17 protein-coding genes are annotated in these 18,719 nt (G+C 72.0%); 9 read left to right on the top strand and 8 right to left on the bottom strand.

The genetic code is table 11. The annotated features are described in order from the left end of the window. The first annotated feature begins 5 nt into the window (after window positions 1-5). From ACFVXG_RS09520 to ACFVXG_RS09550, 7 genes are all read left to right on the top strand, one after another. Window positions 6-2,081, top strand: coding sequence for a FixH family protein (locus ACFVXG_RS09520; RefSeq protein ID WP_387925896.1), 2,076 nt, complete (start codon window positions 6-8; stop codon window positions 2,079-2,081). Window positions 2,082-2,104: 23 nt separating this feature from the next. Further along, window positions 2,105-3,382 (top strand): iron uptake transporter deferrochelatase/peroxidase subunit, encoded by a 1,278-nt coding sequence (gene efeB / locus ACFVXG_RS09525; RefSeq protein WP_387925897.1) that lies wholly within the window; start codon window positions 2,105-2,107, stop codon window positions 3,380-3,382. 159 nt (window positions 3,383-3,541) lie between these two features. Beyond that, the gene (gene pheA / locus ACFVXG_RS09530; RefSeq protein ID WP_387925899.1) at window positions 3,542-4,477 is read left to right on the top strand and encodes a prephenate dehydratase; all 936 of its coding nucleotides are present in this window, start codon (window positions 3,542-3,544) and stop codon (window positions 4,475-4,477) included. 582 nt (window positions 4,478-5,059) lie between these two features. Next, window positions 5,060-6,334 carry a serine--tRNA ligase gene (gene serS, locus ACFVXG_RS09535; protein ID WP_350507401.1) on the top strand — a complete coding sequence of 425 codons (1,275 nt, stop codon included), beginning with the start codon at window positions 5,060-5,062 and terminating at the stop codon, window positions 6,332-6,334. Beyond that, window positions 6,331-7,164 carry an HAD family hydrolase gene (locus ACFVXG_RS09540; RefSeq protein ID WP_387925902.1) on the top strand — a complete coding sequence of 278 codons (834 nt, stop codon included), beginning with the start codon at window positions 6,331-6,333 and terminating at the stop codon, window positions 7,162-7,164. The genes serS and ACFVXG_RS09540 overlap by 4 nt, the downstream gene beginning before the upstream one ends. A 148-nt stretch (window positions 7,165-7,312) precedes the next feature. Further along, window positions 7,313-8,044, top strand: a complete 732-nt coding sequence (locus ACFVXG_RS09545) for a FadR/GntR family transcriptional regulator (protein ID WP_350507399.1) — start codon at window positions 7,313-7,315, stop codon at window positions 8,042-8,044. Between the two features lie 127 nt (window positions 8,045-8,171). Continuing rightward, window positions 8,172-9,446, top strand: a complete 1,275-nt coding sequence (locus tag ACFVXG_RS09550) for a CynX/NimT family MFS transporter (protein WP_387925904.1) — start codon at window positions 8,172-8,174, stop codon at window positions 9,444-9,446. A 67-nt stretch (window positions 9,447-9,513) separates the two neighbouring features. On the opposite strand, the gene ACFVXG_RS09555 is transcribed toward ACFVXG_RS09550, so the two are convergent. From ACFVXG_RS09555 to ACFVXG_RS09575, 5 genes are all read right to left on the bottom strand, one after another. Then, complete coding sequence (locus ACFVXG_RS09555) at window positions 9,514-10,230, bottom strand: ABC transporter permease (RefSeq protein ID WP_387925906.1); 717 nt, start codon at window positions 10,228-10,230, stop codon at window positions 9,514-9,516. Window positions 10,231-10,282: 52 nt separating this feature from the next. Next, the gene (locus tag ACFVXG_RS09560) at window positions 10,283-11,200 is read right to left on the bottom strand and encodes an ABC transporter ATP-binding protein (protein ID WP_387925908.1); all 918 of its coding nucleotides are present in this window, start codon (window positions 11,198-11,200) and stop codon (window positions 10,283-10,285) included. A 71-nt stretch (window positions 11,201-11,271) separates the two neighbouring features. Next, window positions 11,272-12,171, bottom strand: coding sequence for an ABC transporter permease (locus ACFVXG_RS09565; RefSeq protein ID WP_387925910.1), 900 nt, complete (start codon window positions 12,169-12,171; stop codon window positions 11,272-11,274). Further along, complete coding sequence (locus ACFVXG_RS09570; protein ID WP_387925912.1) at window positions 12,155-13,207, bottom strand: ABC transporter ATP-binding protein; 1,053 nt, start codon at window positions 13,205-13,207, stop codon at window positions 12,155-12,157. The genes ACFVXG_RS09565 and ACFVXG_RS09570 overlap by 17 nt, the downstream gene beginning before the upstream one ends. 80 nt (window positions 13,208-13,287) lie before the next feature. Continuing rightward, window positions 13,288-13,875, bottom strand: a complete 588-nt coding sequence (locus tag ACFVXG_RS09575; protein ID WP_387925914.1) for a hypothetical protein — start codon at window positions 13,873-13,875, stop codon at window positions 13,288-13,290. Between the two features lie 138 nt (window positions 13,876-14,013). Between ACFVXG_RS09575 and ACFVXG_RS09580 the strand changes: the two genes are divergently transcribed. Both ACFVXG_RS09580 and ACFVXG_RS09585 read left to right on the top strand, forming a co-directional pair. Further along, window positions 14,014-14,274: a hypothetical protein gene (locus ACFVXG_RS09580; RefSeq protein ID WP_387925916.1), complete on the top strand. Its 261-nt coding sequence runs from the start codon at window positions 14,014-14,016 to the stop codon at window positions 14,272-14,274. 339 nt (window positions 14,275-14,613) lie between these two features. Further along, window positions 14,614-15,426, top strand: coding sequence for a hypothetical protein (locus tag ACFVXG_RS09585; protein WP_387925918.1), 813 nt, complete (start codon window positions 14,614-14,616; stop codon window positions 15,424-15,426). 273 nt (window positions 15,427-15,699) lie between these two features. Here ACFVXG_RS09585 and ACFVXG_RS09590 read toward each other — a convergent pair whose 3' ends face one another. Genes ACFVXG_RS09590 through ACFVXG_RS09600 form a run of 3 tightly spaced genes read right to left on the bottom strand, consistent with a single transcriptional unit; the run spans window position 15,700 to window position 18,562 of the window. Then, window positions 15,700-16,785 (bottom strand): hypothetical protein, encoded by a 1,086-nt coding sequence (locus ACFVXG_RS09590; protein WP_387925920.1) that lies wholly within the window; start codon window positions 16,783-16,785, stop codon window positions 15,700-15,702. Beyond that, window positions 16,782-17,459, bottom strand: coding sequence for an RNA polymerase sigma factor (locus ACFVXG_RS09595; protein WP_387925922.1), 678 nt, complete (start codon window positions 17,457-17,459; stop codon window positions 16,782-16,784). The genes ACFVXG_RS09590 and ACFVXG_RS09595 overlap by 4 nt, the downstream gene beginning before the upstream one ends. A gap of 32 nt (window positions 17,460-17,491) precedes the next feature. Further along, a complete protein-coding gene (locus tag ACFVXG_RS09600; protein WP_387925924.1) occupies window positions 17,492-18,562 on the bottom strand; it encodes a hypothetical protein in 1,071 nt (356 codons plus the stop codon). Between the last annotated feature and the right edge of the window lie 157 nt (window positions 18,563-18,719).

The raw sequence follows: 18,719 nt of genomic DNA on the forward strand, positions 1-18,719 counted from the left end.
CCAGCATGGAGAAGGCCGCCCACCACCGCAGCGCCCACGCCCGGGCCACCCAGCGCCGCCCGGCCGCGCGCCGCCGGACCGTCCCGCTGCGCATCGCCGCGGCGCTGGGGACGCTCGGCACGCTGCTCGCGCTGATGCTCGCCGGCGCCGCCCCGGCGTCCGCGCACGCCACCCTGGACTCCACCGACCCGGCGCAGAACTCGGTGGTCGCCACCGCCCCGCCGGCGGTGACCCTGACCTTCAGCGAGTCGGTCTCGCTGTCCGGCGACTCCGTCCGGGTGCTCGACCCGGCCGGCAAGGCCGTGGACACCGGCAACCCGGCGCACGCCGACGGCAAGGGCAACACCGCCCGGGTCGGCCTCAACAGCGGGCTCACCAACGGCACGTACACCGTCGCCTGGCGGGCCGTCTCGGAGGACTCCCACCCGGTCGGCGGGGCGTTCACCTTCTCCATCGGCGCCCCCTCGGACACCTCGGTGTCCGCCACCGCGCTGCAGGGCGCCAAGGCGGACGGCCTGGTCGCCGCCCTGTACGGGACCGGGCGCACCGTCGCCTACGCGGCCTTCGCGCTGCTCGCCGGGGTCGCCGCCTTCGTCCTGCTCTGCTGGCCGGCCGGCGCCGCCCGGCGCCCGGTGCAGCGGCTGCTGATGACCGGCTGGACGGCGCTGCTGGCCTCGACCGTCGCGGTGCTGATGCTGCGCGGCCCGTACGAGCGCGGCTCGGGCATCGGGCAGGCCCTCGACCTGTCGCTGGTGCGCGCCACCCTGGACGAGCGGATCGGCACCGCGCTGGCGGCCCGGCTGCTGCTGCTCGCCGCGGCCGGGATCTTCCTGTCGCTGCTGGTCGGGCAGTTGGGGCAGCCGCCGAAGCCGGCCCCCGCGCAGCCCGGCTCACCGGAGGCCGCCCCCGCGGGGGCCGACGGCCGCCAGGAGGACACCGAGGCCGCCGAGCTGCGCGCGCTGGAGCAGCGGGCCGCCGAGCGGCCGCAGCGCGAGGCCCGGATCGGCCTGGGCGTGGCCGGACTGGTGCTGGCGGTGGCACTCTCCGCGACCTGGGTCGGCGCCGACCACGCCTCGGTGGGCATCCAGGTCTGGCTGGCGCTGCCGTTCGGCATCCTGCACCTGATCGCGATGGCGCTCTGGCTGGGCGGCCTGGCCTCGCTGCTGGTCGCGCTGCGCGAGGGCGTCGGCGCCGAGGTGGTGGACCGTTTCTCCCGGATCGCCTTCGCCTCGGTGGCCGTGCTGGCCGGCACCGGGATCTACCAGTCCTGGCGGGGCCTGGGCAGTTGGAGCGCGCTGACCGGCACCGAGTACGGGAAGCTGCTGCTGGTGAAGAGCGGCTGCGTGGCCGTGATGCTGGGCGTCGCCTGGATCTCCCGCAGCTGGCTGGCCCGGCTGCGCTCGGCCCCGGCCGAGGCGGCGGAGGTCGAGCGGGCCGAGGTGCCCGAGCCGGTCGGCGCCGCCGCCGTACACAGCGAGGACCCGCTCCGGCAGGCCCAGTTGGAGCGCCAGCGGGCCGCCGCGCGCAGCGCGGGCCGCGAGCGCGGGCTGACCCCGACCCGGGCCGGGCTGCGCCGTTCGGTGCTGGTGGAGGCGCTGGTCGCGGTGGCGGTGCTGGTGGTCACCACGATGCTCACCAACTCCCCGCCCGGGCGGGTAGCGGGCGAGGTGAAGGCGGCCGGGAGCAGCGCGGGGGCCGGGAACGCCGCCCCCGCCGCCCCGCAGACCGAGCCGGGCCGCACGGAGGAGCTCAAGCTGCCGTACGACACCAAGGGCCGGACGCCGAACGCCAAGGGCACCGCGACCGTCACCCTCAACCCGGCCCGGACCGGCCCGAACGAGGTCAAGCTCGCGCTGGACGGCGCCGACGGCAAGCCGGTGGACGTCCCCGAGGTGCAGCTCGCCTTCACCCTGCCGGACCGCGACCTCGGCCCGCTGCCGGTGGCGCTCACCCCGGAGGGCACCGGCCGCTGGAGCGGCACGACCCAGCTCCCGCTGGCCGGCACCTGGGTGGTCTCGGTGCAGATCCGCTCCTCGGACATCGACCAGACCACCCCGACCCAGCAGTTCAAGATCGGCTGAGCGCGGTGGAAGCAGTGGATCCAGTGGAAGAAGTCGAAGCGGTGGGACACGACGGGACGAGCGCCTCGACGGGCTTCACCCGGCGGGCCCTGCTCGGCACGGCCGGCGCCGGACTGCTGGTCGGCGCCGGGGCGGGCGTGGCCGGGGCGGTCGCCTACCGCGACCGCCCGGTCGAGGGGGCGGCGGCCGGCGGCGCGCTCGGCGCGGGCCGGGTGCCGTTCCGCGGTGAGCACCAGGCCGGCATCCTCGAACCCCAGCAGGCCCGGGTCCAGCTGGCCGCCTTCGACCTGGTCGACGGGGCCGGCCGGGACGGGCTGCGCACCCTGCTGCAGCGCTGGACCAAGGCGGTCGAGCGGCTGACCGCCGGGGAGCCGGCCGAGGAGTTCGACAACCAGGTCGCCCTGGACGCCGGGCCCTGCTCGCTCACCGTCACGCTCGGCTTCGGCGCCGCGCTGTTCGACAAGGCCGGGCTGGCCGACCGCCGCCCGGCGGCCCTCGAACCGCTGCCCGCCTTCCCCGGCGACGCGCTGGACCCGGCGCGCGGCGACGGCGACCTGTTCGTCCAGATCGGCGCCGACGACGCGCTGGTGACGGTGCACGCCCTGCGGACCCTGCAGAAGCTGGCGGCCGGCACCGCGGCGCTGCGCTGGCAGTCGGCCGGCTTCGCCCGTACCCCGGGCGCGACCGCCCGTCCGATGACCGGGCGCAACCTGATGGGCCAGATCGACGGCACCAACAACCCCGAGCCGGGCCAGGACGGCTTCGCCGCCAAGGTGTTCTGCGCCGCCGGCGGGGACGGGCCGGCCTGGTCGGCCGGCGGCTCGTACCTGGTGTTCCGGCGGATCCGGATGCTGCTGGACCACTGGGAGGAGCTGCCGGTGGAGCGCCAGGAGCGGGTGATCGGGCGGCGCAAGTCGGACGGGTCGCCGCTGAGCGCTCCGGCCGGCTCGGGCGAGGGCACCCCGGTGGACCTTGCCGCCCAGGGGCCGGACGGCGGGCTCGCCGTCCCCTCCGACGCCCACGTCCGGGTCGCCGCTCCGGCGGGCAACGGCGGGGCGGCGATGCTGCGGCGCGGCTTCTCGTACCACGACGGGGCGCTGCCGGACGGCTCACCGGACGCCGGGCTGCTCTTCCTCGCCTTCCAGGCCGACCCGCGCCGGGGCTTCACCCCGGTGCAGCGCAAGCTCTCCCGGGGCGACGGGCTGTCCCGCTTCCTGCGGCACGAGGCGAGCGGGCTGTACGTCGTCCCGCCGGGGGTGCCGGCCGGGGGCTACCTCGGGCAGCAGCTGCTGGAGGGTTAGCCGGACCGTCAGGCGGCCCGTTCCGAAACCCCGTTCGGAAGCCCGTTCGGGAGCGCGGTCCCGGTCTGCGGAACGCTTTCCTGCCGGGGCCGCGGAATCGTTATGGTGACTGCTTCGGCACCACCCGCTCGTGCACATCCCCTTGGCAACGGAGGCGTCATGTCGGCCACCCGATACACCTACCTCGGCCCGGCCGGCACCTTCACCGAGGCGGCGCTGCACACCCTGCCGGAGGCGGCGACCCGGGAGCTGGTGCCGCTGTCCTCGGTGGCGCTGGCGCTGGAGGCGGTGCGCGGCGGGGAGGCGGCCGGGGCGTTCGTGCCGATCGAGAACTCGGTGGAGGGCGCGGTCACCGCGACCAACGACGAACTGGCCGCCGGTGCACCGCTGATGATCTACCGCGAGGTGCTGCTGCCGATCACCTTCGCGCTGCTGGTGCGGCCGGGCACCGAGCTGTCCGGGGTCAAGACGGTGACCAGCCACCCGGTGGCCCAGCCGCAGGTGCGCAAGTGGCTGGCGGCCAACCTGCCGGACGCGGTCTGGGAGTCGGCGGCCTCCAACGCGGACGGCGCCCGGCTGGTCGCCGAGGGCCGGTACGACGGGGCGTTCGCGGGCGAGTTCGCGGCGCCGATCTACGGGCTGGACCCGCTGGTCAAGGAGATCGCGGACGCGCAGAGCGCGACCACCCGGTTCGTGCTGGTCGGCCGTCCGGGGCGGGTCTCCTCGCCGACCGGGGCGGACAAGACCTCGATGGTGGTCTGGCTGCCGGACGACCACCCGGGTGCGCTGCTGGAGCTGCTGCAGGAGTTCGCGGTGCGCGGGGTGAACCTGATGCGGATCGAGTCCCGGCCGACCGGTGAGGGGCTGGGCAGCTACTGCTTCCTGATCGACTGCGAGGGGCACCTGTCCGAGCGCCGGGTCGCCGACGCGCTGATGGGGCTCAAGCGGATCAGCCCGCAGGTGCGGTTCCTCGGCTCCTATCCGCGCGCGGACCGGCAGGCGTCCAGGCACCGGCGGCCGGGGACCTCGGACGAGGATTTCGCCGCGGCGGCGGACTGGCTCTCCCGGGCGCTCGACGGGCGCGGGGACATCTGATCCCCTGATCCCCGAGTGATCCCCAGAGTCGGGCCCCGAGTCGGGCCCGGCTCCGGATACCCGGGCGCCATCTCATGTCTTTCTGACCTTTTCCGACCGTTATCGACCGGCCTGATCAAACGCGGCGGGTGACCGTACCGTCATCCACAGGAACCTCCGGCTCCGGAGGCCGCTGTCCACAGGCCTCCCCGCTGTCCACAGCCGGAAGTTATCCACAGGCCTGGGGATGAGTCGACAAACCGGTATAGCCATTGCCCAGAACTGGTCGGACCATCGGTTTGCGCCGCAGAGATGACTAATCGGACCAGAGTCACCCGCTTGCCTGCAAATCACCCGTGCGAGTGCTTCAATTCCCTCACCCGAGAAGGTTCATTGAGGTTTGAAACCTCAATTCCCTGGTTTCGACCGGCGACCCCCGATCCCCACCCCTCATCCACAGGCCGGGGGCCGAGGCTGTGGATAACCCGCCCCCGGTCCGGGGCCGGCGTTTTCCCCACAGGAGTTATCCACAGGATCCGGTGAGTTATCCCCAGGGGAAAACCGGTACCGGTGGAGGAACGCCCGCCCGGTACGCTTGGGCCTGTGATTGACCTTCGCCTGCTTCGTGAGGACCCTGACCGAGTGCGCGCCTCGCAGCGCGTCCGTGGCGAGGACGTCGACGTCGTCGACGCCCTCCTCTCCGCCGACGAACGGCGCCGGTCCTCGGGCAGCCGCTTCGACGAACTGCGCAACGAGCAGCGGGTGCTCGGGAAGCAGGTCGCCCAGGCCAAGGGCGACGAGAAGACCGCCCTGCTGCAGCGCACCAAGGACCTGGCCGCCGAGGTCAAGGCCGCGGACGCCGAGCAGAGCGCGGCCAAGGAGGAGGCGGACCGCCTGCTCCGCTCCCTGGCGAACCTCATCGACCCGGCCGCCCCGGTCGGCGGCGAGGAGGACTTCGTCACCCTGGAGGAGATCGGCACCCCGCGCGACTTCGCCGCCGAGGGCTTCGAGCCCCGCGACCACGTCGAGCTGGGCCAGCTGCTGGGCGCGATCGACACCGAGCGCGGCGCCAAGGTCGCCGGTGCCCGCTCCTACTACCTGACCGGTCCCGGCGCGCTGCTGGAGCTCGCCCTGGTCAACATGGCGATCGCCCAGGCCACCGCGGCCGGCTTCATCCCGATGATCACCCCGGCGCTGGTCCGCCCGGCCGCCATGGACGGCACCGGCTTCCTCGGCCAGGCCGCCGAGAACGTGTACCACCTCGCCGAAGAGGACAAGTACCTGGTCGGCACCAGCGAGGTCCCGCTGGCGGCGTACCACATGGACGAGATCATCGAGGCCGACAAGCTGCCGCTGCGCTACGCCGGCTACTCGTCCTGCTTCCGCCGCGAGGCCGGCACCTACGGCAAGGACACCCGCGGCATCATCCGGGTCCACCAGTTCGAGAAGGTGGAGATGTTCGTCTTCACCACGCCCGAGGACGCGGAGAACGAGCACCGCCGCCTGCTCCAGTGGGAGAAGGACTTCCTCAACGCGCTGGAGCTGCCGTACCGGGTGATCGACGTCGCCTCCGGCGACCTCGGCTCCTCGGCCGCGCGCAAGTTCGACATCGAGGCCTGGATCCCGACCCAGGGCAAGTACCGCGAGGTCACCTCGACCTCCAACACCACCGAGTACCAGGCCCGCCGGCTGTCGATCCGGATGCGCGAGGACGGCAAGACCCGCCCGCTCGCCACCCTGAACGGCACCCTGGTCGCCGTCCCGCGCACCATCGTGGCGATCCTGGAGAACCACCAGCAGGCCGACGGCTCGGTCGTCGTGCCCGAGGCGCTGCGCCCGTACCTCGGCGGGCGGACCGTCCTCGAGCCGGTCAAGTGACCTCCTCCGCACACCCGATCGGTGGCGACCTGCCCTACCGGCTGGTCGCCACCGACCTCGACGGCACCCTGCTCACCAGCACGGAGACCGTCTCCGAGCGCACCCGCGCGGCCCTGGCCGCCGCCACCGGCGCGGGCGCGCTGCACATCGTGGTGACCGGCCGCTCGGCCGTCTGGGCCCGCCCGGTCTTCGACGAGATCGGCTACACCGGGATAGCGGTCTGCGGCCAGGGCGCCCAGGTCTACGACGCCGGTGCGCACAAGCTGCTCACCTCGCTCACCCTGGACCGCCGGCTCGCCGCGGTCGCGATCGAGAAGATCGAGGCCGAGACCGGCCCGCTGGCCATCGCCGCCAACCAGGACGGCCTGGACGGCCAGGTGCTGGCCGGCCCCGGCTACGAGCTGCTGATCGGCTCCGACCTCCCGGTCGTCCGGGTCGAGCGCGGCGAACTGCTCACCTCCCCGCTCAGCAAGCTCTACATCCAGCACCCCGGCCTGACCGACGACGCCCTCGCCGAGGCCGCCCGGCGCGCCGCCGGCGACCTGGTCGGCGTGGTGATGGCCGGCGCGGGCGTGGTCGAGCTGCTGCCGCTGGGCCTGTCCAAGGCCACCGGCCTGGCCGTCGCCGCCCGCCGCCTGGGCGTGCGCGCCGCCGACACCATCGCCTTCGGCGACATGCCCAACGACGTGCCGATGTTCGGCTGGGCGGCCCACGGCGTCGCCATGGCCAACGCCCACGAGGAACTCCTCGCCGTCGCCGACGAAGTCACCGCGAGCAACGACGAGGACGGCGTCGCCGCCGTCCTGGAACGCCTCTACCCGGCCCGCTGAGCCGCCGGGCCCCACTGCGCCCGGCGGCCCCGGGACTGTTCAGGGACCAGACTGTTCAGGGGCGGTTCACTCCCAGTTGTAGGATGACCGGGCAAGCGGTTGTAGGATGACCTACGACCGATGAGCGGTGTGCGAAGGGAGGCCCGGCATGAGCGGCGACGGAAACGGCTTGCAGGCGGCCGGGCGGCGTTCCCTGGTGGACACCGCGATCGACCGGCTGCGCGAGCAGCTGGCCGGCGGGGCCTGGCCGGTGGGGTCGCAGATCCCCACCGAGCACGAGCTGGCCGAGCAGCTGCAGGTCGGGCGGAACACCGTGCGGGAGGCGATCCGGGTGCTGGTGCACGCCGGGATGCTGGTCTCCCGGCAGGGCGAGGGCACCTTCGTCCGGTCCACCAGCGACCCGGCGGCCGTGCTGCGCGGCGTCCAGCGCTCGGGCATCCGGGACGTCCTGGAGGTCCGCGCCGCGCTGGAGACCGAGGCCGCCCGACTGGCGGCGCTGCGGCACACCCCCGAGGACGTCCGGCGGATGCGGGCCGCGCTGGCCCGTGAGGCCGAGGTCTTCGCGACCCACCCCGAGCGGGCGAGCCGCGAGGCCACCGTCGAGCACGACCTGGAGTTCCACACCGCCGTCGTCGAGGCCGCGCACAACCCGGCCCTGGCCGAGGTGTACCACTACTTCGGCGCCTCCGTACGCGAGGCGATGACCTCCGCCTTCGGCGACCACGAGATGCCCGAGGCGGTCGTGGCCACCCACGAGGCGCTGGTGGACGCGATCGAGAGCGGCGACCCGGACCGCGCCGAGACGGCGTGTCGGGCGCTGCTCGCCGAGCCCACCGCGGCCGTCGAGCAGCTCCTCGCGGCCATCGCGGCCCGGAAGTAGGACGGCGCAGGCCCCGCTTCCGCACGCAGCCCCGCTGCCTGCTCAACTCCCGTCCTGCCCGCGGCCGGTGGAGGCCTCCTCCCGCCGTGCCCGCGCCACCCCCGAGCCCGGAAAGAACTGCACACCCATGGCCGTCACCCGTGCCCCGCAGCCGGTTGTCACCACTCCCGCCCCGCTCCCCGTCCGCAGCCGCCTGGCCCACCCCGCGCTGCTGCTGATCGGCATCCTGCTGGTCGCGCTGAACATGCGCGCCTGTCTGGCCGCGATCTCCCCGATGGTCAAGGAGATCCAGCACACCTTCGGGCTGTCCACCACCGCGGGCGGGCTGATCACCACCATCCCGGTGCTGTTCCAGGGCGTCGGCGCCCCGCTCACCCCCCGGCTGACCCGCCGCTTCGGCACCGAGCGGGTGGTGCTCGGCGCGGTGCTGGTGCTCGGCGCCGGCGTGCTGCTGCGGGTGCTGCCCTCGGTGTTCGCGCTGTACGCGGGCTGCATGGTGATCGGCGTGGCCATCGCGGTGCTCAACGTGTCGATGCCGGGCCTGGTCAAGCGGGAGTTCCCGGACCGCGCGGCCACCATGACCGGCGTCTACTCGACCACCATGCTGGTCGGCGCCACCCTCGCGGCCGGCACCTCCGTCCCGCTGGAGCACGCGCTCGGCGGCGGCTGGCGGGCCTCGCTCGGCGCCTGGTCGCTGCTCGCGCTGATCGCCGCGGTGGCCTGGCTGCCGCAGGTGCTGCGCTCCCGGCAGGCGAAGGGCGCCATGGCCGCGGTGGCCGCGGTGAGCACCCCCGCCCGGGCCGGTGAGACCGCGAAGCCCGCCAAGCCGATCGAGGGCATCTGGAAGTCCCCGCTGGCCTGGCAGATCAGCCTGTTCATGGGCATCTCGTCGCTGCTGGTCTACACCCTGGTCGCCTGGATGCCGACCATCCTGGCCGACCACGGCATGGACCGCGGCCAGGCCAGCCTGGTCTTCGCCTACTCCAACCTGGTGCAGGTGGCCGGTGCCTTCCTGGTGCCGCTGATGGCCGGCCGGATGACCAGCCAGCGCGCCCTCGCGGTCACCATGGCCGCCCTGAACGGGGTCGGCATCGCCCTGCTGCTGGTCGCCCCGGTCTCCGGCGCCTGGGTGTCGGCGACCATCCTCGGCCTGGCCCAGGGCGGCTCGCTGGGCCTCGGCCTGGCGTTCATCGTGCTGCGCACCGGCACCGCGGCCGGCGCCGCCCAGCTGGGCGGCATGTCCCAGGCGATCGGCTACCTGGTCGCCGCGGCCGGCCCGGTCGGCGCCGGTGTGCTGCACCAGCTCACCGGCGGCTGGGACGCCACCCTGGTGCTGATGCTGGTGCTGGTCCTGGTGGTCGGCGCGGCCGGCCTCGGCGCCGGGCGGAACCGGACGCTGTAGGGCACACCCACAACACTGCAGGGCCCGGACTCCGTGGGAGTCCGGGCCCTGTCGCATGGGGCGGGGGCTACTCCTCGGCGGCCAGGGTCAGCCCGGCCAGCTTCACCGAGGCCAGGACGGTCGCCCCGACAGTGACCACCAGCAGCAGCGGGACGGCCGCCCCGAAGGAGATGTCGGCGCCGATCGCGGCGTCCCCGGCCACCGCCTCGGCGACCGCCCGGCCCCACTGCTGGATGCTCAGCGTCCGGGCGCCCTCGACGAAGTTGCCGATCAGCGACTCCCAGATCAGCGCGTACGCCAGCCCCGCCACCACCGCGTGCCGGGTGACCACGCCGAGCAGCAGGAACAGCGCGCTGTACGCGGCCCCGGCGACCAGCACCGCGACGGTGTAGCCGAGCGCCACGCCGTCCCTGGTGCCGTACAGCAGCAGTCCGGCGAACAGCGTCGGGACGGCGGCGAACAGCCAGGTGGTGCCGATCGCGACGGTCAGCTTGGTGGTGATGATCTGCCAGCGCGGCAGCGGCTTGGCGAGCAGGTAGACGATCGAGCCGTCGTCGATCTCGGTGGCGATCACCCCGGTGCCGATCACCAGGCCGAGGATCGGCGCCAGGGTGCCGAGGTCCAGCTGGCCGAGGATCTTGACGGTCAGGCTGTGCGCGTCGCCGCTCGACCCGGCGGCGATCGCCGCGACGATCAGCAGCAGGGCCGGGGCCACCAGCAGCAGCGCGCCGCGGCGGCGGCCGAGCAGGCCGCGCAGGGTCAGCCTGGCGACGGTCGGGTTCATGGTCGGTCGACCCCTTCCTGGGTCCGGTGGGTGGCGCGGGTGGAGCCGGGGGTCATGCCGAGACCAGGTAGGAGAAGACGCTCTCCAGCGACTCGTCCGCCGGGGAGACGGTGTACAGCCGGATGCCCGCCTCCCGGGCGACCCGGGGCAGCAGGGTGGTGAAGCCCTGGAAGTTCACCGCCTCGATCCGCAGCGCCCGCTCCCGCTCGTCCACCTCGATGCCGGTGGTCGAGCCGTCGGCGATCAGCGCGGCGGCCAGTCGGCGGTCGTCGCTGGAGCGGACCAGGTAGCGGTGCGGGCGGTCCGTCATCAGCCGTCGGATCCGCCGGAAGTCGCCCGAGGCGGCGTGCCGTCCGGCCACCACCACCTCGATGTGCCGGGCGAGTTGCTCGACCTCCTCGAGGATGTGCGAGGAGAACAGCACCGTCCGGCCGTCCGCGCCGAAGCGGCGCAGCAGCTCCATCAGCTGGAGCCGCTGGCGCGGGTCCATGCCGTTGAAGGGCTCGTCCAGCAGCAGCACCGCCGGGTCGTGGACCAGCGCCGAGGCCATCTTGACCCGCTGCTTCATGCCCTTCGAGTACGTCCCGGTGCGGCGGTCCTTGGCGTACGCCATCTCGACCAGGTCCAGGGCGCGCCGGGCGGCGGCGCCGGGCTGGGGCAGGCCGTGCAGTTCGGCGTTGGCGAGGACGAACTCCCAGCCGGTCAGGTAGTCGTACATCGACTCCCGCTCGGGGACCAGCCCGATCTGCCGGTACACCTGCTGGTTGCGCCAGATCGGCGCGCCGTCCAGGGTGACCGCGCCGCTGGAGGGGGCCAGGAAGCCGCTCATCATGTGGATGAGGGTGGACTTGCCCGCGCCGTTGGGCCCGAGCAGGCCGGTGATGCCGGGGCCGATCGACATCGAGATGTCGTTGACCGCGACCACGTTCCCGAACCAGCGGGAGACCTTGTCGATGGTGATGGTGGCCATGCCGCCCTCTCAGACCTTCTCGCTCAGATACTGCGGGTGCATCGGACGCGGTTGCATCAGGGGCGGTCGCATCAGACGCGGCTGTAGCGGCGCAGCAGGAGGCGGTAGGAGCCGGCCACCATCGCCACGGCGACGAGGGCGAACACCAGCGTGCCCAGCCCGCCCGGGGCGTGCCGGCGGTCGATCCCGGACCCGAGGTCGAACACCTCGTTGACCAGCGCCTCCACCAGGCCGTTCGGCGAGATCAGCGCCGTCCACTGGGCCGCGTCCGAACCGCCCGGGCCCGGGTTGCTGATGCCGACCGCGATCGCGGCGATGACCGAACTCACCGCCAGGTAGCCCATGATGGCGGCCACGCCGAAGCCCCGGCGCGGGGTGCTCGCGGCGATCACCAGCGCCACCGAGGTCGGCACCAGCGCGTACAGCACCGCTGCCGCCAGGCCGTACAGGAACTGGCCGGTGTTGTGCCCGAAGTCCATCCCGGAGAGCAGCGCCCCCGCGTACAGCACCACCAACGGGGCTGCCATCAGCAGGAATTGGGCGCAGGCCATGGCGGCGAACTTGGCCCGGACGTAGTCGGCGCGGGTGATCGGGCGGGAGAAGTAGAGCGGCACGGTGTGGTACCGGAGGTCCCGGGAGAGCAGCACCGGCGCCTGGGCGGCGAGGAAGATCGACACCACCAGGCCGAGGCTGGAGAGGTAGCCGGCGTACTCGACCGGGAGCTCGTCCCGGTGCAGCGCGACCGCCGCCGCGACGAAGATCATCGCCGGGACGGTGACCACGCCCAGCAGCAGCATCGGCAGCACCTTGGACTTGCCGGAACGGCCCAGGCCGTAGGCGGCGCGCAGGCTCTGGGTGAAGAGCGAGCGGGTCGCGTAGGCGCGGCCGAGGCGCGGGCCGGTGTAGCCGCGGTAGCCGATGTCGTGGATGACACCGGTGTCGGCGGGCCTGGTGTCAGGAGGCTGCGGCATCGTCCGTCCCTCCCCTGGTGCTCTGGTCGTGGTCGCCGTCGTACGCCTCGTCGTCCAGGGCGTCGGCTTCGTCGTGGTCGGTGAAGAGTTCCGCGACCCGGTGCCGGCGCTGCTCCAACCGGACCAGGCCGAGGCCGAGTTCGGCGACCGTGTCGCGGATGGTGTCGTAGGTGTCCTCGCCGGCCAGCCGGACCAGCAGCAGGTGCGAGCCCTCCGCCCGGACCTCCAGCCCGCCGGCGGCGAGCCGCGCCCGGACCTCGGCGCCAGGCTCGGCGACCGCGTCCTCCGGGTGATCGGTGACCTCGACGGCGAGGACGGCGGTCGCCTCGGTGAAGGAGGCGGTGGAGGAGGAGCGCAGCAGCTTGCCGCCGTCGATCACCACCAGGTGGTCGCAGGTCCGCTCCAGTTCGCCCAGCAGGTGGGTGGTGACCAGCACCGAGATGCCGAAGTCGCTGTGCACCCGGCGGATCAGCCCGAGCATCTCGTCCCGGCCGGCCGGGTCCAGGCCGTTGGTCGGCTCGTCCAGCAGCACCAGCTTCGGGTCGTGCACCAGCGCCTGGGCGAGCTTCACCCGCTGCTTCATGCCCGTCGAGTAGCCGCCCATCGGACGGTACCGCTCCTCGTACAGGCCGACGTGCCGCAGCGTGTCCGCGGTGCGCTCCCGCGCGGCGGTCGCGGGCAGCCCCGCCATCCGCGCCATGTGCACCACGAACTCCGTCGCCGAGACGTCCGGCGGCAGGCAGTCGTGCTCGGGCATGTAGCCGACCCGCTCACGGATCTCCGACCCCCGGGTGGCGATGTCCAGGCCGAGCACCTCGCCGCGGCCGGACGTCGCCGGGGCGAGCCCGAGCAGGATCTTGATCAGGGTGGACTTGCCCGCCCCGTTGGCCCCGACCAGCCCGACGACCCCGGGCTGCACCTCGACGGTCAGCTGGTCGAGCGCGGTGACCCGGGGGAACCTCTTGGTGAGGCCCTCGGTCTTGATGACAGCAGTGGACACGCCCTCAACGTAACGGCCCGGCGCCGCAGGGGCCATGAGCTGGAATGAGGACGTCCTCTAGTGCCCCGGTATGACGCCGGGGAGGGCCACCCCTAGGGGGCCCTCCCCGCCATGAGTCAGGAGCTGGGGCGCTCCCACATCTCGACGACCTTGCCGGAGGCGTCCAGGGCGACCTTGTAGGTGCCGCTGGAGCAGGGGTAGAAGCCCTTCTGGTTGCCGGGGGTGGCGATGCACTCGTTGATGTGCTTCGCCAGGTCGGCCGCGCTGACGTCCTTCGGCGCGGCCACGACCGACTTGAGGTGGCCCTTGGCGCCGGGCGCGAAGGTCGCGGTCTTGTCGGCGCCCACCGGCTCGAGGGCGACGTCGTCGACGCCGCAGGCGTCCTTGGTCTCCTTGTAGACCAGCGCCGTCGCGCTGGTCCCCTTCTCCACGTTGACCCACTTCTGCCCGGCGGGCAGCGGCTCGTGGGTGCAGAACCCCTCCGGGCCGCCGTCGGTGGGCTTGCCCGCCGGAGCGGGCTTGCCGGTGCCGGTGGCCGGCGCCGCGGTGGTCGGGGCCGCGCCGCCGGTGGCCGGCGCCGTGGCCGCGGTGGTGACGGCACTGCCGGCGCCCGTGGTCGACGGGTCGTCCGGGCCACAGGCGGTGAGGCCCAGCCCGGCGGTGGCGACCAGAGCGGCGACGAGCAGTCTCCTGGATGCAGACATGACGAAAGAACCCCCGTTGTTCAACACATGATCAGATGAAGCTGCGGCGGACACACTAGCGCCTCCCACCCCACCCCCAGGGCCCCGCCGCCCCGAGATCCCAGGTCGGAACCCGGACGAGTCGCTACAGTAGGGAAATTGTCGGCAGAACAGGACGGAGGAACCTGGCTGAAACTGAACGACGCCGAGTACCGGGATGCGCTCAACGAAATGGTCGACATCCTCCACCACCGCGGCGCCATCACCAGCCGCCTCCCGGCCGACGCCTGCCACCGGGACAGCACGGGCGTCGATCCGATGCTCTCCGCCACCGTGATCCTCAAGGCCACCGGCAAACCCGCTGGCCAGTTCTTCGAACCGGCCGCAGGCAGGGTCGATCAAACGCCCTGGATCGCGTAATCACGGTCAGCTCTAATCCATCAGATCTCGATATTTGATGCCCTGGATGAGCTCTTGTTCATGCCCCGCAAGCACTGCACCTCCCTCATGGCGATCATGCCACTCTCAGCCCAACCCTCTTGGCGGCACATTACTGGACACCAGTAGCAATACAGGCCATGAAGCGATCACTTCCGAATCCAAGGGCTCATAAATGGTCAATATTGATCAGATTCCGAATTTAGTTTTGCCCCTTTGGTCGAGTTGGCATACAGTGCGTTTGAAGTAGATGACGCACGCACCGAAGGATGCAGAACGAAAATGGTGGATCTCCCCACCCTCCCTGAGGGGCCGACATATATGATCGTGACCCCCGAAATGGCAAGCCTGTGGCTCACCCATTGCAACCCGGAGCACAACCGAGTTCTTTCGGATACCGTTTATGAGCGGTATGCCAGGGCCATGGAAAGAGGAGAGTGGAGAACGACGCATCAGGGGATCGCCTTCGACACAGAAGGAAATCTCTTGGATGGCCAACATCGGCTGATGGGCGTCAAAATTTCGGGCACCTCTATTGAGATGCTCGTCATTCCGAACTGCCTAGTGGAGACATTCGACGTTTTGGATGCCGGTCATCGTCGCCAGGCTGCTCAACTCTTGAAGATCCCCCACCGGGTAATTGTGGCGGCAGCCGCACGTATCGTGGGGAATCTCTATAAGATGTGGGACCCCGTGACGCTATTCGACGGCTTCTATGACACCAAGGCCCCGACATCTGACATTCTGAAGGCAGTGGCAGCGTGGCCCGAACTAGTGAGCCTGGCCCCGTCGGTCGCGTCCGCCTATCGAGCTGCTGGGATCAATCAGCCGACACACCTTGCCGTTCTCGCCCAGGCATCGCGAACCGAGTACTCGGACAGGATCGAAGATTGGGTGAGTGGGTTGATTTCAGGCGCCAACATGGACCAGAAAGACCCTCGCCTAGTTCTACGAAACCGATTCTTTCGTGAACGCGTAATCCTAGGAACAAGCGCCGGACGAAAGAGCTCCTACAATCTCATCGTCAAATCATGGAACAGCTGGGCCCAAGGAAAGCTCATGGGAACACTCAAAGTATTGGACGGGGAGGGCGTAATTCCCATTATCGGAACCGAAAGATTCAGGCCGAAATAATTGGGCTCCGGCAGTCAATTCTTGATGAAGAGTTCCAACTGGATCAGGGATTCGAACTGAGAGCTCCGCTCGGTCCCCGAGCTGCCGGATTATGTGACGGCTTCTGCAGCAGCACGGCCCTACGCAGAAGGGGCGCCCCTCCCCGCCCCATAGAGCCTGGGCATGTGACCGAGCACCGTGACCCTCTGGCGACACCAGGGCGGGGCTCCCGCTCGTGATACCGGCTTCGCACTGGTACGGCAGTTCCTCGCCATGGCTCGTGCACGGCGTCCCTCACCGGGGGAAGCCGCCGAGCCGGGTCGTCATGGCGTCGAGCGTCCGGGCGGCGTCACCGGTGGGATCGACCGACGCGTCGAAGCCGGAGACGCTGACCATCGTGATGACGTTTCCGGACCGGGCGAACCACTCCTGCGAGTCGGGCGGCCAGTTGGACATTTCGGCCGGCTTGTTCCCCGCCCCGCGGGCCACGGTGCGGTAGGCGAAACCGGCGGTGCTGCTCGCCGTGCGGGTGATCTGCCAGTCGTACGTCGCACCCGTCGTGTCGACCGGGCCGTGCGCCGCCCTGTCCGCCGCGCACCCCGCGTAGTCCTGCCGGATCCGGTCCAGTGCCGTGGCCGCCGCGTCGGCGTCCTTGAAGTAGAACATCAGCTGGGCCGCCCGGGGTGTGCTCGCCCCGTTGCGCGTGGCATTGAAGTCCAGCAGGGAGATCGACGTGCTCTGCAGTTCCCCGGTCGGGCTGCCCTTACCGCATACCCACAGCCATTGGAAGTCACCGGTTCTGTTGGTCGGGGTGCCGGCAGCGGCCTGCCAGTGGAAGACCGGGTTCAGCGGCAGCTCCGAAGCCTTCAGCCAGGTCGCGGCGACGTACTGGCCGGACGTGGCGTTCGCCCCGGCAGGGGGGCTCGTGGTGGGCACGTCCGTGGTGGGCACGTCCGTGGTGGGCGCGTCCGTGGCGGGCGGGGGTGACGCCGGTGCCGAGGGCGTTGTGTCGGGTGTCCCGGTCGGGGAGGCCGACGCGCTTGCCGACGGGGTCGGGGTGGGGGCGGTCGGACTCGGCGTGGGCGAACTCGTCACCGGGACGGCCGGCCGGACCGTACGGTCCCCGGTGAGCATCGGGTGATCGAGGGCGAAGTACCCCACGAGACCCGCCGCGGCGAGGCCGATCAGCGGCAGGGCGGTGGTGCGGAGGCGCCGGCTCCGCCGTGCCGTCCGGGCGGGAGGGGCGGCCGGGCGCAGGTCGTGCACACCGACCTCGTCGGCGCGGGCCGCCAGTGCGGCCCGGAGCAGCAGCTCCGTCCGGCTCGCGGCGGACGCCGGGTCGTCGCCCCCGGAGTCCCGGGGGTTGCGGGGTCTGCTCATCGCACCTGCTCCAGCTTCTTCTCCAGGGCGTCCAGTGCCCGGCTGGCGGTCGACTTCACGGCACCTCGGGAGAGGTTGAGGGTCTCCGCGATCTGCGCCTCGCTCAGGTCCGACCAGTAGCGCAGGACCAGCACCTCGCGCTGACGCGGCGTCAGTTCCTTCAGTGCCGCCAGTACCCGGCGGTGCTCATCGTGGTGGACGGCGTGGTCCTCCGCGGAGGCCGCGTCCGGCTCGTGCGGAGGCACGTAGGCGCGTGCGGTCTTCCGGCGCCGGAGCACCGAACGGGCGTTGTTGACCACGGTGGTGCGGAGGTAGGCGAGTGCGTTGTCCAGGTCGTCCAGGTTCTCGCCGTGATGCTGGTACAGCGACGTGAACGACTCCTGCACCACGTCCTCGGCGTTCTGCAGGTCGTCGACCAGGAGCACCGCGAGACGCACGAGTCCCAGGCGGTGGGCGTGGTAGAGGTCGGTCACGGTCGGTCGCGGCCCTTCCTCGGCCCGGCCGGCGCCTCCGCGCAGCAGCTGGAACCGCGGGCGGCTCGGAGCCGCCGACTCGGCCGGCGTTCCGAACAGCACCGCGAGCAGCAGCCTGGCACCTCGGCCGACGGCCCGGCCGGTCGACCGGCCGGCGCGCAGCGGCATGACCGACTGGACGTGGGCAGCCGTTGCTGACATCTATCCCCCCTGAAACCCCGTGATCGTTCGGATTATGCACGGCGCCGGCGGCGGGCCCGGGCGACGACCAGCGCGCCGACCCCGCCGACTGCGGCGACCAGACCTGCGGCGATGCCCGGAACGGCGCCCGAGCCGGAGGCGGGTGCGGACGCGGCGACAGGTGCGAGCGCCGATACGGCCGCGGGGGCGGCCTGGGCCGACGTGGCCGTGGCCGGAGCCGGCGTGGTGGTCGCCGGAGCCGGCGTGGTGGTGGCCGGTGCCGGGGTGGCCTGGGCCGGCGCTGTGGTCACCGGTGCCGGGGCGGCCGGGGCCGGTGCGACGGGGGCCGGGATGGTCCGGGCAGGCGGCACGGCGCGGGCCGGGGCTGCGGTCTTGGCGGCCGCCGGAGCGCCGGCCCCCGGGGTCGCGGCTGCCGCGGGCACGGCGGGGGCGGGCACCTCGGTGGCGGCCGGCCGGGGGGCCGTGGCCGCAGGGCGGGCGATGTCGTACGTCGCCTGAACGACGCCGTCCGACTTCAGGTACTGCCACGTGCCGTCCGCCGTGACGGCATCGCCGAACTGGAACGACGTCAGCTTGGGGGACACACTGGCGTCGACCGTCAGTCGGAAGGTCTGCTCCCACCGGGCGCCCGCGGCCAGTGAGTGGTCGACCAGGGTGCTGTTGATCGCCAACGCCGGGTCGCAGCCGGTCTTCAGCGGGACGTTCTTCCAGACCCCGTTGATCCGGGCCTCCAGGTGGGTGTTCTGCGGGGTCATCCCACCGAGTCGGCCCGGGCCGACCTCCGTCCAGCCCAGGATGAACAGGTCGACAGCGATGTTCCGGTAGTCGGCGCCGGTCGCGTTGTACTCGCTGAGCGTGAACTCCCAGGGCCGGCCGACGGTCAGCGGGGTGCCGGGGCCGGGGCTCTCGTAGCCCAGCGTGATGCCACCGCGATGCACCGGAGCGTCCTTCACCGGGTGCCGGCCCGGGCGGTCGACGACCGACTGACCGGTGCAGTTGCCCTGGTCGGCGGCGGCAGTACCGGCCGTGCCTCCCGCGACCGCGAGAGCGGCGGTGACGACGGCCACGTTCTTCGCGAAACGGGACGAAAGGTATGCGCGCATGACGGAATCCCCCTGGATATGGCGTACTGCAGTTGACGAAGGCGGCCGGCCCCTGGTGCTCCCCCGGCTTGCGGGTCCGTTCCCCGAGCCTTCGAACCTAAAGACGTCCATCCCCTGCGGAGGTTGCAGGTGGTTTTCCAGAAGTTTTCGGTCTGCC

The organism is Kitasatospora sp. NPDC058162 (assembly GCF_042884005.1).
GTDB lineage: Bacteria > Actinomycetota > Actinomycetes > Streptomycetales > Streptomycetaceae > Kitasatospora.

Excerpts from the sequence above, each read along its gene's own strand:
- ACFVXG_RS09520 (WP_387925896.1), top strand. The coding sequence starts at position 6 with ATGGAGAAGGCCGCCCACCACCGCAGCGCCCACGCCCGGGCCACCCAG.
- pheA (WP_387925899.1), top strand. The coding sequence starts at position 3,542 with ATGTCGGCCACCCGATACACCTACCTCGGCCCGGCCGGCACCTTCACC.
- ACFVXG_RS09545 (WP_350507399.1), top strand. The coding sequence starts at position 7,313 with ATGAGCGGCGACGGAAACGGCTTGCAGGCGGCCGGGCGGCGTTCCCTG.
- ACFVXG_RS09550 (WP_387925904.1), top strand. The coding sequence starts at position 8,172 with ATGGCCGTCACCCGTGCCCCGCAGCCGGTTGTCACCACTCCCGCCCCG.
- ACFVXG_RS09555 (WP_387925906.1), bottom strand. The coding sequence starts at position 10,230 with ATGAACCCGACCGTCGCCAGGCTGACCCTGCGCGGCCTGCTCGGCCGC.
- ACFVXG_RS09560 (WP_387925908.1), bottom strand. The coding sequence starts at position 11,200 with ATGGCCACCATCACCATCGACAAGGTCTCCCGCTGGTTCGGGAACGTG.
- ACFVXG_RS09565 (WP_387925910.1), bottom strand. The coding sequence starts at position 12,171 with ATGCCGCAGCCTCCTGACACCAGGCCCGCCGACACCGGTGTCATCCAC.
- ACFVXG_RS09570 (WP_387925912.1), bottom strand. The coding sequence starts at position 13,207 with ATGGCCCCTGCGGCGCCGGGCCGTTACGTTGAGGGCGTGTCCACTGCT.
- ACFVXG_RS09575 (WP_387925914.1), bottom strand. The coding sequence starts at position 13,875 with ATGTCTGCATCCAGGAGACTGCTCGTCGCCGCTCTGGTCGCCACCGCC.
- ACFVXG_RS09585 (WP_387925918.1), top strand. The coding sequence starts at position 14,614 with ATGATCGTGACCCCCGAAATGGCAAGCCTGTGGCTCACCCATTGCAAC.
- ACFVXG_RS09590 (WP_387925920.1), bottom strand. The coding sequence starts at position 16,785 with ATGAGCAGACCCCGCAACCCCCGGGACTCCGGGGGCGACGACCCGGCG.
- ACFVXG_RS09595 (WP_387925922.1), bottom strand. The coding sequence starts at position 17,459 with ATGTCAGCAACGGCTGCCCACGTCCAGTCGGTCATGCCGCTGCGCGCC.
- ACFVXG_RS09600 (WP_387925924.1), bottom strand. The coding sequence starts at position 18,562 with ATGCGCGCATACCTTTCGTCCCGTTTCGCGAAGAACGTGGCCGTCGTC.